This is a genomic window from Sorangium sp. So ce131 (genome assembly GCF_051519095.1).
In the GTDB taxonomy this organism is placed as follows: Bacteria; Myxococcota_A; Polyangia; order Polyangiales; family Polyangiaceae; genus Sorangium.
In genome coordinates this window covers 37,254-50,387 of sequence record NZ_CP150455.1, presented here as the reverse complement: position 1 = coordinate 50,387, position 13,134 = coordinate 37,254, and the positions used below count along the sequence as shown (strand labels likewise).

10 protein-coding genes and 1 tRNA gene are annotated in these 13,134 nt (G+C 71.3%); 6 read left to right on the top strand and 5 right to left on the bottom strand.

Features of this window, described 5'->3' with window-relative positions; genetic code table 11:
* Nucleotides 1-12: 12 nt before the first annotated feature.
* The 3 genes from WMF43_RS00180 to rpoN all read right to left on the bottom strand — a co-directional run bounded on the left by WMF43_RS00180 (nucleotide 13) and on the right by rpoN (nucleotide 3,693).
* On the bottom strand, nucleotides 13-1,020 hold the full coding sequence (locus WMF43_RS00180) for a hypothetical protein (protein WP_437676473.1): 1,008 nt from the start codon (nucleotides 1,018-1,020) through the stop codon (nucleotides 13-15).
* A 68-nt stretch (nucleotides 1,021-1,088) separates the two neighbouring features.
* Nucleotides 1,089-2,063 (bottom strand): hypothetical protein, encoded by a 975-nt coding sequence (locus WMF43_RS00175; protein ID WP_437676472.1) that lies wholly within the window; start codon nucleotides 2,061-2,063, stop codon nucleotides 1,089-1,091.
* A gap of 109 nt (nucleotides 2,064-2,172) precedes the next feature.
* Nucleotides 2,173-3,693 (bottom strand): RNA polymerase factor sigma-54, encoded by a 1,521-nt coding sequence (rpoN, locus tag WMF43_RS00170; RefSeq protein ID WP_437676470.1) that lies wholly within the window; start codon nucleotides 3,691-3,693, stop codon nucleotides 2,173-2,175.
* 345 nt (nucleotides 3,694-4,038) lie between these two features.
* Between rpoN and WMF43_RS00165 the strand changes: the two genes are divergently transcribed.
* Entirely contained in the window at nucleotides 4,039-4,788 is a 750-nt protein-coding gene (locus WMF43_RS00165) for a Crp/Fnr family transcriptional regulator (RefSeq protein ID WP_437676468.1), read from the top strand.
* Here the strand turns inward: WMF43_RS00165 and WMF43_RS00160 are convergent.
* The gene (locus WMF43_RS00160; protein WP_437676467.1) at nucleotides 4,742-5,470 is read right to left on the bottom strand and encodes a response regulator; all 729 of its coding nucleotides are present in this window, start codon (nucleotides 5,468-5,470) and stop codon (nucleotides 4,742-4,744) included. The genes WMF43_RS00165 and WMF43_RS00160 overlap by 47 nt on opposite strands.
* Before the next feature lie 460 nt (nucleotides 5,471-5,930).
* Between WMF43_RS00160 and WMF43_RS00155 the strand changes: the two genes are divergently transcribed.
* From WMF43_RS00155 to WMF43_RS00135, 5 genes are all read left to right on the top strand, one after another.
* A tRNA-Leu gene (locus WMF43_RS00155) sits at nucleotides 5,931-6,015 on the top strand.
* Between the two features lie 354 nt (nucleotides 6,016-6,369).
* Complete coding sequence (gene secA / locus WMF43_RS00150) at nucleotides 6,370-9,405, top strand: preprotein translocase subunit SecA (protein ID WP_437676465.1); 3,036 nt, start codon at nucleotides 6,370-6,372, stop codon at nucleotides 9,403-9,405.
* A gap of 222 nt (nucleotides 9,406-9,627) precedes the next feature.
* Nucleotides 9,628-10,290 carry a fructose-6-phosphate aldolase gene (gene fsa, locus WMF43_RS00145; protein ID WP_437676463.1) on the top strand — a complete coding sequence of 221 codons (663 nt, stop codon included), beginning with the start codon at nucleotides 9,628-9,630 and terminating at the stop codon, nucleotides 10,288-10,290.
* Nucleotides 10,287-10,895: an rRNA maturation RNase YbeY gene (gene ybeY / locus WMF43_RS00140; protein ID WP_437676461.1), complete on the top strand. Its 609-nt coding sequence runs from the start codon at nucleotides 10,287-10,289 to the stop codon at nucleotides 10,893-10,895. Before fsa ends, ybeY begins: the two co-directional genes overlap by 4 nt.
* 64 nt (nucleotides 10,896-10,959) lie before the next feature.
* A complete protein-coding gene (locus WMF43_RS00135) occupies nucleotides 10,960-11,268 on the top strand; it encodes an HU family DNA-binding protein (protein WP_437676459.1) in 309 nt (102 codons plus the stop codon).
* Here WMF43_RS00135 and lnt read toward each other — a convergent pair.
* Nucleotides 11,255-13,036, bottom strand: coding sequence for an apolipoprotein N-acyltransferase (gene lnt / locus WMF43_RS00130; protein WP_437676458.1), 1,782 nt, complete (start codon nucleotides 13,034-13,036; stop codon nucleotides 11,255-11,257). The genes WMF43_RS00135 and lnt overlap by 14 nt on opposite strands.
* Between the last annotated feature and the right edge of the window lie 98 nt (nucleotides 13,037-13,134).

The window sequence follows — 13,134 nt, the reverse complement described above, 5'->3', positions numbered from 1 at the left end:
TGCCGCGCCGGCTCAGCGCTCCCGGCTGAGCAGCTTGCGCAGGAGCTCCAGCGGGTGGAACGGCAGCATCGCGGCCATGTCGCTGTCGGTCCCGGCCCGCTCGAGCACCGCGCGCACCGCGGGCCCCACGACCCCCATGGGATCGATCCGCTCCGCGATCGACCGGAGGGCGGCGAGCGCCGCGCGCCCCGCGTCGATCCCGAGCGGGATGGCGAGGGCCGCCGGCACCGGCGCGAGGATCACGTCCCGCACGGCCACGGCCCGCGCCCAGGCGCCCGGGCTCGGATCGACCTCGAGCTTGCGGATCGTCTCCGCCTCCGCGAAGCACCCGAGCGACAGCTCCCCTGCCCGCTCCTCGATCGCGCGCGAGAGGTGGCGGTAGTCGCGGCGCCAGTCGCCGGCGAGCAGCCCCATGTCCTCCCGCACCTCGTCCGGCCCGAGGATCAGGTTGATCCCGCGCGCGTCGCGGCGGAGCGCCACGCTCGTCCAGAGCTCCCCGCCCTCGAAGAGGCCGACCACCATCGTCTTGCCGACCCCCGCCAGCGACTCCATCGTGCCGCGCACGACGCCGGGCGACGGGATCGGCACGCCGCGCAGCCGCGCCGGCCAGAGATCGATCTTGCCGGCGAGGTGCTCCTCGCGCGCGAGCTGCAAGAGCAGGATCGACTGCGCGATGAGGTCGTCGCCGCGCCGCACCCGCGCCCCGAACCGCTCCACGATCGCCTCGAGGCTGCCCGCCTCGATCACGGCGGCCCAGCTCGCGTGGTGGCGCGCGGCGAGCTCCTCCGCCGAGATCGGCGCGGCGCGCGGCCCCTCGTCGATCCGGAGCCGGCCCGCGTCCGTGTGCACGAGCTTCCTCAGCTTGCCGCCCGCGCGGACCGCGACGACGCCGCCGCGCGCCTGGCCTCCGTCGCGCGCGTCGCGCGCGCCGCCGGCCGCGCGCCGGGGCCGGAACAGCGACAGCACGCGGACCCAGTCGGTCGCGGTGAACCCCTCGAAGCGGACGTCGGGCGACAGCACGGGGCGAGCCTACCCCCGGCGCGCCCCGTGCGCGAGCCCGAGCCCCGCGCGCGCGGCGGCGCGGTCGCTCACGCTCCCCACCAGAGCATCTCGTGCGCCTGGGTCTCTCCGCGGACGGGCACGATCACCCGGATCTTCTGGCCGTCGACCTGGACCACGTGGGCGGGGAAGCTGTCGGCCGGGTAGTACGCGGATTTCACGAACCCGCGCGCGTCCAGCCAGAACAGGTGCACCCCTTCCGCGGTCGCGCCGTGCAGGAGGAGCATCCGTCCGCCGCCGAGCAGCACGAACTCCATGCTCTTGAAGGCCATCTCCTCGAAGCGCTCCGGGGAGGGGAAGTCCTCACCCACGGTCTTCAGCTCCGGCACGTGCGCGCGGAGGTGCTTGTACAGCGTGTCGTAACGCACCTTCGCGAGCCTCGGGATTCGCCGGTCGTCCGGGGCGATCACCGGCAGGCTCGCGGCGTCGAACGTCGGCACCTCCACGTGGGTCCGGTACCGGTCGGCGAGCCTCCCCCGGTCGATCTCCTCGTCGCTGAGCGACTTGAGCCACCACTGGAAGATCGCGAGATCGCCCGTGCCCGCCATCGACTCGAGCCGGACCAGCGACTCCCAGAGCGGCCTCCGGACCTGCCACTTCCCCCCGTGGTTCTTGACCACGCACGCCCCGACATAGAGCGCCCCGTGCGTCACGAGCGTGACCAGCATCGACGGCGCGCCTGCCCCCTGCTCCGGCGAGCCGCCGGTCGGGCTTGCCCCCGGCGCGAGCCAGGCGTCGCGTCGCTCGCGCGTCAACGCCGCGCCGAGCCGGTGGACGGAGGCGTCGGAGAGATCGAGCTCGAGGTCGGGCAGGCCGAACGCCTCGGGCGCAAGCCGGGCGAACACCGCCGCCGCGTGCTCGATCTGGGCCAGGATCGACGGGTTTCCGGCCGGGTTCGCGTCCGTGGCGCGCGCGCCCGCCAGGTCGGCCAGCGCGTCGGCGGGGTAGTAGGGCGCGAAGTAGCGCTCGAAGAGCTTGGCGGCCGTCAGCGGTTCGGCGTGCATGGCTGGTGGTGGCGTTCGCGGTCGCGGTCGCGGTCGCGGTCGTGGTCAACGTAGCGGCGCGCGGCGCGCGGCGCGCCGTGGACGCAGCGCGCGGCGCGCGCGGCGTGCATCAGAACATCTTCTTGCGCTTCGACGAGCTCAGGATCCCGAGCATCTCGCGGTACTTGGCGACGGTGCGGCGGGCGATCTTGATGCCGTCCGTCTCCTCCAGGATCTTGACGATCGCCTGGTCGCTGTAGGGGTTCGACTTGTCCTCTGCCAGGATGATCTTCTTGATCGCCTGCTTCACGCTCTCCGAGGCGATGTCCTCGTCAGCCACCCTGTGGATCGACGAGTTGAAGAAGTACTTGAGCTCGAAGAGCCCCTGGGGGGTGTGCACGTACTTGTTCGAGGTCACGCGGGAGATGGTCGACTCGTGCATGCCCACGGACTCGGCGACGTCCCTCAGGATCATGGGCTTCAGGTAGCCCACGCCGCGCTCCAGGAACTCGCGCTGCTTCTCGACGATGCACTCGGTCACCTTGATGATCGTGCGCCGCCGCTGCTCGATGGCCCGGATCAGCCACTGGGCGCTCCGGAGCTTCTCGCTGATGAACTCCTTCGCCTTCGGGTCCTTGAGCATCCGCTGGGCGAGGTTCTCGTTGATGTAGAGCCGCTGGAGCCCCTTGTCGTTGTCGGTGACGACGAACTGGGTGCCGTCCTTGATGACGTAGACGTCCGGGGTGATCGCGATGGTCTTCTCGTCGACCTCCGCGAAGTTGCGCGCCGGCACGCTCTCCAGCTTCTGGATCTCCTGGACCGCGTCGTACACGTCCTCCAGCGGGATCTTCAGCGCCTTCGCGATCGCGCCGAAGTTGCGCCGCTCCACGTTGTGGAGGTGGTCCTTGATGATCGCCATCTCGATCTCGTCGAAGCCGAGCACCTCGGCCTGCACCCGCAGGCACTCCGAGAGGTCGCGCGCCGCGACCCCGACCGGGTCGAAGCGCTGGATCATCGCCAGCACCTCCTCGGCGTCCTCGGGGTGCAGCTCCGCTTCCCGCGCCAGGTCCGCGAGGCTCAGGTCGGCGTCCCTCGTCCCGTCGGGGCGCTCGCCGCCCTTCAGGTCGAGGTAGCCCTTCTCGTCGAGGTTGCCGATGACGAGCAGCGCGAACTGCCGCTCGTTCTCGACGAAATCGCTCATCTGCAGCTGCCAGAGCAGGTGGTCGCGCAGGTTCGACGGCTTCGTCAGGTTCTGATCGATCGGCGGCAGCTCCTCGAAGCCGCCCCGGCTCGCGGGCATCGCCTGCTGGAGCTGGCGGTTTTCCAGGAATTGCTCCCAGTCCACCTCCTTGACCCGCTTTTCCGTCTCGCGCGCAGCGATGTCGGTGTCTCGGTCGAACCGCTCGCCGTTCTCGAGCCGCTGCTCGGTCGGCAGCTCGGCGTTCCTTCCCCTCTGATCCCCCTTCTCCCCGTCGCGGGCCTTGGGGTCGGTCATGTCGTCCGCGAGGACCGGGTTGCCGTCCAGCTCCTTCCTGATTTCGTCCACCAGCTCTAGCCGGGAGAGCTGCAGCAGCCGGATGGCCTGCACCAGCTGCGGGGTCATCACAAGCTGCTGGGACAGCTTGAACTGGAGCTTCATCTCCATGCCCATGAGGAGCTCCTTCTCTCAGTTCGCCGCCTGCGCCACCCGCCGAAGGGGGGCCGGGGCATTGCGCGAGGTTCGTGCCATCGACTGTTTCATTGGTGGCCTCACCCCCAACGTAGCATCGAACCGGGCCGCGGCCCGGGTCTTGCTTTCACGTCTGTACCAAAAATTAGCACGGGGCCTGCATCTACCGCGCTGAACACCCGTCAGGCGCTGTACTGCCGCTGGATTTTTCGTTCTTCCCGGGAAGCCGGATCGTCAGCGGGTTTGGATTGGCCCTCTTCCTGGATCGTTGCACTATCGGCGTCCGATCGGGAGGCTTGAAATCCCGAAAGGCTGGGCGAGGGGGCGATGGATCGGCCGAAGGTGCGCGCGCTGACGCGCGCGGGCGGGGAGGTGATCGGCGGGGCCTCGCTGGACGCGGCGAAGGAGCGGATCCTCGCTTGCTCGCCGTTCGCCGACTTGGCCGCGCCGAGCCGGCATGCGCTGCTCGACCTCGGCGGCGTCGAGCGGCTCGCGCGCAGGCAGCGCCTCGTTCAGCAGGGCGCGCCGCCGCGGCATGTCGTCCTCCTCGGGGCGGGGCGCGTCAAGGTCGAGCGGGTGACCGAAGGGCGGGTCTTTCCGCTCGGGCACCGCGGGCCCGGCGATCTCGTGGGCGAGGGCGCGCTCGCGGGCGGCCCGAACGCGGCCGAGAACGCGACGGTGCTCGACGAGGGGGAGGCGCTGGTGGTGCCGCTCGCCGGGCTCGAGCGGCTCCTCGCCGTCGACGCAGGGCTCCGGGCCGCGCTCACGGCCGCGCTCGTGGCGCGCAAGCTCGAGACCGAGGCGCGCCTCGGCTCGCTGCTCCTGCGCAGCGTGGAGGCGCGCCTCCTGGAGTTCCTCCGCGCCGCCGCGCGGCGCTGGGGGCAGCCGCACGCGGACGGCCAGCTGGTGTCGGCCCCCTTCACGCACGCCGACATCGCGCTGCTCATCGGCTCCACCCGCGAGACGGTCACCCTGCTGCTCGGCAAGCTGAGGCGCGCCGGGCTGATCTCGTTCGACCGCCGGCGGATCGTCATCCTGGATGACGCGCACCTCGCGGCGCGCGCCGCGTCGACCTGATCGCCCGCCCGGAGGGGCCGCTCCGCGCCCTGCGCTGGAGCCGGACGACGGCGGCGCCGCGCGCCTCGACCGCGGCGCCCCCGCGCGACGCGGCCGCGCGGGTCTCCGCCGCGTCGCCCTCCGGCGCGACCCCCCCGGCGGCGTCTGCGCCCTGCTCGTGCGCCGCCCCGGGCTGCGGCCTGCCGAGGTCGCCCCTGATCAGCCGCAGCCGCGGGAAGACCCCGGACCTCTCCGAGGAGCGCGGGCCGGCATCGACGAAGATCGTGCTGAGCAGCCGGCCGAAGGCGTACGGCTTGAGCAGGACCTCGCTCGCGTCGCTCGCGCTGTCGGACGAGATCGGCTCGTCGGCGCAGAACACGGTCCGCCGGGGCGCCGCGCCCTCGCGCCGCAGGCGGGCCAGGATCTCCCGGGCGCCTGGCAACCCGGGGGCGAGATCGATCAGCGCGACGTCGTAAGCGCACTCGAGAGACAGAGAAATCGCTTCTTCCAGCGTCGCGGCCTGGCTGACGAGCGCGCCGCGGTTGCAGAGCAAGAGCGCGGTGGCCCTGCGCAGGACATGGTCCTGATCGAGGAGGAGAACGTTCGGTTGGTACGTCATCGGTATCCCTGCGGCTTGGATGTCGAGGTGCGCCGCATCGACGAGGACGGCCCCGAGGCACTCCCCGTCTTCCAGCGGCAGCATCCGCGTCCGCGGACGGTGCCCCCTTCGCAACGCACGTGCCGACGGCGCGCCCGCGCCGGCGCCCGGCGCTCGCCGGCCCAGGATCCCGGCCTCAACGCTGTCGTTCGCGCGGCGCCGCGGGTGAGATCGCCCCGCCGCGCCGTCGGCCGCCGCTGTGCCCATTTCGCGCTCCCTCGCGGCGGCCTCTCCGCCCCGGCGACGACGGAGCCCCCACGCTGTCGGCTCCCCTACCGCGCCGCCCGCCGCCGGTGCGCGCTTCGTGCGCACGGGCCAGCCCAGGTTTGGGGCACCGCAGCGGCGGCGATGTCGGCCGATCCGCCGGCGGGTCCAGGTTCGACCTGCCGCCCGCACCTCCCGTCCGGGTCATCCCGCCCACACCGCGCTGACGCGATCGGCGCACCGCGGCAAACTCATTTTCCAGCTTGATGAGGCTGGCGTGGGGTGCCACAAGCGTCCGCGCGCACGAGTGGCGGAATTGGTATACGCACCGGGTTTAGGTTCCGGCGCCGCGAGGCTTGCGGGTTCGAGTCCCGCCTCGTGCACCACGGCATCCCTCCTGGAGGGCGCGGCCGCCTCGCGGCGCGGCGCACCGTGGGGCCTCCGTCGGAGGCGGCTCGCGCTCGAGCGGGAACCGCCGAGGGCCGCGCGCGGGCAGGAAGCCGTGACCGGGCCGGGGGCCTCCGGGGGACGGCACGCGCGCGGCCGCGGCGTCGACCGACAGGGCCGCCCTCGCGCTTGACGGCGCCCGGCCTGCGGGGCTCGGGCGGATCGCGCCGGCGGCGTTGTCGACGCCGCGCGCGGTCCCGGAATTGCGCGGCGCCCGCGGCGCGACTACGTTCGCGTTCCTCGGCCGGACCCCTCTTCCTAACCCGACCGCCGCGGAGCCAAGGCACGTAAAGATGTTCACCTGGGCGATGAAGAAGATTTTCGGCACCTCCCACGAGCGTGCCATTCGCCGCATGCGACCCCGGGTCGAGGCGATCGGCAGGATGGAGCCGGAGCTGCAGAAGCTCTCGGACGCCGAGCTCCGGGGCAAGACGGCGGAGTTCAAGGAGAAGCTCGCGAACGGTGCGACGCTGGACGACATCCTGGTCCCGGCGTTCGCGGTGTGCCGGGAGGCGTCGCGGCGCGCGCTCAGGATGCGCCATTACGACGTGCAGCTCATCGGCGGCATGGTGCTCCACAACGGCAGCATCGCGGAGATGCGCACCGGCGAGGGCAAGACCCTGGTCGCGACGCTCCCCTGCTACCTGAACGCCCTCGAGGGCAAGGGCGTCCACGTCGTCACGGTGAACGATTACCTGGCGCGGCGCGACGCCGAGTGGATGGGCAAGCTCTACGGCTTCCTCGGCCTCTCGACGGGCGTGGTGGTCAACCAGCAGGGCGACGCGGAGAAGCGCCACGCCTACCGCTGTGACATCACGTACGGCCAGAACAACGAGTTCGGCTTCGACTACCTGCGTGACAACATGAAGTTCTCGGCGCTCGAGTACGCGCAGCGCCCGCTGCACTACGCGATCGTCGACGAGGTCGACTCCATCCTCATCGACGAGGCGCGGACTCCGCTCATCATCAGCGGCCAGGGCGAGCGCTCGAGCGACAAGTACAAGCAGATCAACGAGGTCATCCCCCAGCTCCGGAACGAGGAGCATTACGCCGTCGACGAGAAGGCGCACTCGGTGACGCTGACGGACGAGGGGGTCGAGACGGCGGAGCGGCTGCTCTCCGCGCTCAAGGTGCTGAAGGGCACGAACCTCTACGATCCGGTGAACCTCGAGACGCTGCACATCCTGAACCAGTGCCTGCGCGCGCACACGCTCTACAAGCGCGACGTCAACTACATGGTGCGCGAGGGCAAGGTGCTCATCATCGACGAGTTCACCGGCCGCGTCCTCGCCGGCCGGCGCTGGTCGGACGGCCTGCACCAGGCGGTCGAGGCGAAGGAGAACGTCCGGATCCAGGAGGAGAGCCGGACGATGGCGACGATCACCTTCCAGAACCTCTTCCGGCTCTACAAGAAGCTCTCCGGGATGACGGGCACCGCGGACACGGAAGCCGCGGAGTTCCACAGCACGTACAAGCTCGACGTCACAATCATCCCCACGAACAAGCCGGTCGTCCGCGTCGACTACGAGGATCTCGTCTACAAGACCGAGAAGGAGAAGTTCACCGCGGTCATCAACGAGATCCTCGAGAAGCACGAGATCGGCCAGCCGATCCTGGTGGGCACGACGAGCGTCGAGAAGAGCACCGCGATCAGCCGGATCCTGACGAAGCGCGGCGTGAAGCACAACGTGCTCAACGCGAAGCACCACGAGAACGAGGCGTACGTGGTCGCGCAGGCGGGCCGCAAGGGCGCCATCACGGTGTCGACCAACATGGCCGGGCGCGGCACGGACATCATCCTGGGCGGCAACCCGGAGATGCTCGCGAAGCTCAAGTTCAAGGAGGAGAACCGCAGCGCCGAGGCGGAGCCCGAGGCGTTCGAGGCGCTGGTCGAGGAGATCCGGAAGGAGTGCTCCGCCGAGGGCGCCGAGGTCCGCGAGCTCGGCGGGCTGTACATCCTGGGCACCGAGCGGCACGAGTCGCGCCGCATCGACAACCAGCTGCGCGGCCGCGCCGGCCGCCAGGGCGACCCCGGGACGTCGAAGTTCTACCTGTCCCTCGAGGACGACCTCATGCGCATCTTCGCCGGGGACCGGGTGAAGAACCTGATGGAGCGGATGGGCATGCCGGACGACGAGCCCATCGAGCACCCGTGGGTCACGAAGAGCGTCGAGAACGCGCAGAAGAAGGTCGAGGAGCGCAACTTCGACATCCGCAAGAACCTGCTCGAGTACGACGACGTGATGAGCGCGCAGCGCCGGACGATCTACGACATGCGCCAGTCGCTGCTCGTCGGTCGTTACCAGCCCGAGGTCCTCGACGAGGAGGGCAAGCCGACCGGAGAGAAGCGGGCCATCAAGCCGCTCCCGTCGATCGTGGAGCTGGTCCGGCCGGACGTCGGCTACCTGCTCGGGATGTTCGCGAACGATCCGGTGATGCCGCTCGACAAGGACGGCAACCGCCGCGAGATCGAGCGGAAGGACTTCGAGAAGACGGAGCGGTTCGTCGAGCTCGAGAACCTGCAGCGCGAGATCTACACGCGGTGGGGCGTGAAGGTGGAGCTCGAGTCGCGCGCCGACAAGGTCCTCGAGATCTATGACGAGTGCGCCGCGCTCGTGCCCCTGGCCCTCACGGAGCAGCGCGAGCGGCTGCTCGACCTGATGGACCGGATCATCGGCGCGATGGTCGAGGAGTCGTGCCCCGCGCGCAAGCCGCCCGAGGACTGGGACTGGGGCGGCATCTTCCAGGGGTTCCGCGAGCACTTCGGCGTCGAGCTGCCGGACGAGGTCTCGCACATCGGCGATCAGGAGACGCTGGCCCGGGAGCTCTACGATCGCGCCGAGGGCGCGTTCGTGAAGCGCGAGGAGGAGATCGGGGTCGAGCTGTCGCTGCGCATCTTCCGCCACCTCTACCTGGAGGAGCTCGACAAGGCCTGGGTCGACCACCTGACCGACATGGATCACCTCCGCGACGGCATCGGCCTGCGCGGCTACGGGCAGAAGGACCCGAAGCAGGAGTACAAGAAGGAGGGCTACAACATGTTCGTGAACATGGTGGCCCGCGTCTCCTCGAACGTGGTCACCAAGCTCTTCAGCGTGAACGTCAGGCGCGCCGAGCAAGAGGAGGAGCAGATCGAGGCGGCCGATCGGGCGCGGCACGCGGCGGCGTTGCTCGACGCGGTCGCGCAGCACGACGAGTCCCTCCCGATCGGCGCGAACCCGGCGCCGGCGCTGCCGCAGCCGGCGGTCACGCAGGACCAGGAGTGCCCCTGCGGCAGCGGCAAGCCGTTCCACCTGTGCCACGGCGCCGAGGACGAGGTGACGGTCTGAGCCTGCGCACCCCGCCCGCTCGCCGGGCAGGCTGCGTCGCCGCAACCGAGGCCCCGCGGGGCCCTTGCTCCTGCGCCTGACCCCCACATGAACACTGTCAACAAGGGGCCGCTGCAGCGGCCCGGGCAGCGATGGGCCGCCGCGCCGGCCCGGGTAGCCGTGGACCGCCGCAGCGGCCCGGCAGCCCGGGGGGTCGACGCGGCGGCCGGGGGAGGCAGGACCATGAAAATTTTCATCGACTCAGGGGACATCGCGGAGATCAGGGAGGCGCAGTCGATGGGGGTCATCGACGGCGTGACCACGAACCCGTCGCTGCTCGCCAAGGGCGGCAGGCCGACGAAGCAGGTGATCGCCGAGATCTGCGAGGTGGTCGACGGGCCCATCTCGGCCGAGGTGGTGGCGGTCGAGCGGGACGCGATCCTCCGCGAGGGGCGCGAGCTCGCGAGGATTCACCGGAACGTGGTGGTCAAGGTCCCGCTCATCGACGAGGGGCTCAAGGCCGTCCGGATCTTCGCCGCCGAGGGCGTCAAGACGAACGTGACCCTCTGCTTCTCGGCCGCCCAGGCGCTCCTCGCGGCCAAGGCCGGGGCCACGTACATCTCGCCGTTCGTCGGCCGGGTTGACGACGCGGCGGGCGACGGGATCGAGCTCGTGCTGCAGATCGTGACCATCTACAGGAACTACGGCTTCCCGACGCAGGTGCTCACCGCGAGCGTGCGGCACCCCGTCCACTTCGTGCAGGCGGCCATGGCGGGCTCACACGCGGCGACGCTGCCGCTCAAGGTCATCAAGCAGCTCGCCAAGCACCCGCTGACCGACGTCGGGCTCGCGCAGTTCCTGGCCGACGCGAAGAAGATCCCCGAGCTGGCATCGCGGGCGCCGTGACCGAACAGCGCAAGGAGAGCTCGGGGACGAAGCGACGAGGCAGCCGCCTGGCTGCCCCCACCGTCGTCTCCATCACGACGCAGGGCGGGCCGTTCAAGGGGGTGTCGGCGGCGGTCGTGCGCCGCCGGGCCCTCAAGATGCTCGCCCACCTGGCGCTGCAAGGCGTGGAGCTCTCCGTGGCCCTGGTGGACGATCCGGCCATCCACGAGCTGAACCGCACGTACCGCCGCAAGGACAAGCCGACGGACGTGCTCGCCTTCCCCATGATCGACGAGAACGGCGCCGGCTCCCGCAAGCGCGGCCGGCGCGGTCCTGTGGATCCGTCGGCGTGGCAAGGGCTGCTCGGCGATGTGATCGTCTCGGTCGATACCGCGGCACGGCAGGCCGCGGAGCGCGGCAGGCCCTTGCTCGACGAGATCACGATGCTGCTCGGGCATGGCCTGCTCCACCTGCTCGGCTACGACCACAAAACCGACGCAGAAGAGCGCGAAATGACGACCTTGACCGGGGAGCTCGAGGCCGCCGCGGCGTCTCGGGGGAGCAGTCCCACTGGAATCGGGGCCCGAGGCGGCGCCGCGCGGTCGAATAAGACGAGGGCGCAGTGACTTATCGCTTGCGATGCGAAACCTCGCTTGTTAAACGGACGCCCCCTTTCGACTTGGAGGAAACATGCCCGGTTCGAACAAGCTGACCAAGGCGCAGATGATCGTTGGCCTTGCTGAGGCCACCAACCTCGACAAGAAGTCCGTGGCCAGCGTGCTCGATGCGCTTGGCGAGCTCGTTAAGAGAGAGCTGGGGCCGGAGGGACCGGGCGAGGTCACCGTGCCGGGCCTCGTGAAGATCAAGGCGAAGGAGATCCCGGCCACGCAGGACCGTGAGGGCATCAACCCCTTCACGAAGCAGCCGATGACCATCAAGGGCAAGCCGGCGAGCCGCAAGCTCCGCGCGGCGCCCGTGAAGGCCCTCAAGGACGGCTGAGCGGCACCTCGCCGGCCGCCGGTTGCGCGGCGGCATCGGGCGACTCGAGCTCCGGATCCCTCGGGACCGGACGCGGCTCCGTGGTGGAACCTCCCGCGTCGAGCGAGATCTTCGGCGTGGAGCGCCTTGCCCGGATCGCGCACGCGACGATCGCGAGGGCGATCAGCGAGGCGAGCGGCGCGTCGCCGAGGCGGGTGTAGAGCGTCAGCGGCGTGTCCCGGATCGCCGGGGTGGCGAAGATCACCGCCGGCGCGGCGCTCTCGTCGCGGCTGCGCACCACGCCGCGGGCGTCGACCCAAGACGCGACGCCCTGGTTGACGGCGCGCACGAGATCGCGGCGCAGCTCGATGGCACGCATCACGGCGAGCCGCGCGTGCAGCTCGGGTTCGGCGCTCCCGGTGAACCAGGCGTCGTTCGTGATGTTGACGAGCAGGTTCGGGACGAGCGCCCCGGTGACCCACCGCCCGACGCCGGTGAGCGTGTCCTCGTAGCAGTTGAGCACCCCGATCCGGATCTCCGGCCCCTGCTCCCGTGGGAGCGTGAGGGCGCGCGGCTCCGCCCCGGCGATGAGCCCGCCGCTCTTCTGGAAGATGCGCCGTAGCCACGGCAGGTAGGCGCCTCCCGGGACCGTCTCGCCGAACCAGAGCAGCTGCAGCTTGTCCTGCATCGGTTGCATGCTCCCGTCACGGAGCACGAGGGTCGCGGAGTTGTAGCTGTTCCGCTCCTCGACCCCGTCGGGGCCCCTCACGGGCGGCGCATGGCTGATCAACCCGGCCAGGATCGGGCCGCGGACACCGGGCCCCAGGATCGCCCGACCGCCGCGCGGCGCTTGCCGGGCGTCGTGCGAGAGCGCGTAGGGGTACGCCGCCTCCGGCCAGACCGTGAGCTCGGCGCCGTCGGCCTCGGCCCGCCGGGTGAGCTCGTGCAAGGTCCGCAGGATCCGCGGGTGGTTCTTCACCTGCCAGCGCTCGTGCGGCCCGACGGCCTGGTTGACCAGCGCGACCCGCGCCGTCGGCAGGCCGGCGCTCGCGCGCTCCACCGCGGCCATGCGCAGCGCGCCGTACACCGCGAGCAACCCGAACAACGCCGCGCTCGCGAGCGCCGGGAGGACCGCCGCGCGGGAGAGGCGCCCGCGGACCGTCAGCGGTGCCGGCGCCGGCGCGGCGTCGCGGGCGAGCGGGCGCCCGCCCGGCGCCCGTCCGAAGGCCGCGAGCCCCGCGCGGGCGAGCAGGGCCGCGCCCACGGCGAACAGCGCGGAGACGCCCCGCTCGCCGATCACGTCGGCGAGCTGGACGAGCGCCGGCCAGGGGCTGAGCAGGCCCGCCGGCGTCCAGGCGAACACGGTCGGGATCGCCACGGCGACGAGCACGCCGGCCGCGAACGCGAGCTCGAGCGGAGCGCGCGCGCGCCGGAGGAGCGCGCTCGTGATGCCGGCGCAGATCGCCCAGACCAGCGACTGAGCCGCCGCGAGCAGCACGAGCGCGAGGTACGAGGCGGCCGAGCCGAGCGGCGTGAAGCGCTGGATGACCTCCGGGACGAAGCGCAGGCCCACGACCCCGGCGGCCGTTCCCCACGCGGCGCCGCGCCCGAAGGCGCGCCAGAACGTCGGCGCGTCGTGGACCGCGGCCGCCAGCAGGGCGAGGCCCACGATGACGGCGGGGTAGAGGTCGGTGGGCGGGGCGGTGAGGGCGAACGTCGCTCCGCCGGCGACGGAGAGGAGCAGCGGGGCGCGACCGCGGAGCGCGCGCAGGGTCAAGGCGTGGGGCACGACGCGGCGTTATACCGCCTGGAGCCGACCCGGACCGCGATGGGAGCCCTCAGGAAGAAGAAACCGCGCGCCCCGACCGGCCAGGGCGCACAGCCGGC

Excerpts from the sequence above, each read along its gene's own strand:
- WMF43_RS00175 (WP_437676472.1), bottom strand. The coding sequence starts at position 2,063 with ATGCACGCCGAACCGCTGACGGCCGCCAAGCTCTTCGAGCGCTACTTC.
- rpoN (WP_437676470.1), bottom strand. The coding sequence starts at position 3,693 with ATGGGCATGGAGATGAAGCTCCAGTTCAAGCTGTCCCAGCAGCTTGTG.
- WMF43_RS00165 (WP_437676468.1), top strand. The coding sequence starts at position 4,039 with ATGGATCGGCCGAAGGTGCGCGCGCTGACGCGCGCGGGCGGGGAGGTG.
- WMF43_RS00160 (WP_437676467.1), bottom strand. The coding sequence starts at position 5,470 with ATGCTGCCGCTGGAAGACGGGGAGTGCCTCGGGGCCGTCCTCGTCGAT.
- secA (WP_437676465.1), top strand. The coding sequence starts at position 6,370 with ATGTTCACCTGGGCGATGAAGAAGATTTTCGGCACCTCCCACGAGCGT.
- fsa (WP_437676463.1), top strand. The coding sequence starts at position 9,628 with ATGAAAATTTTCATCGACTCAGGGGACATCGCGGAGATCAGGGAGGCG.
- WMF43_RS00135 (WP_437676459.1), top strand. The coding sequence starts at position 10,960 with ATGCCCGGTTCGAACAAGCTGACCAAGGCGCAGATGATCGTTGGCCTT.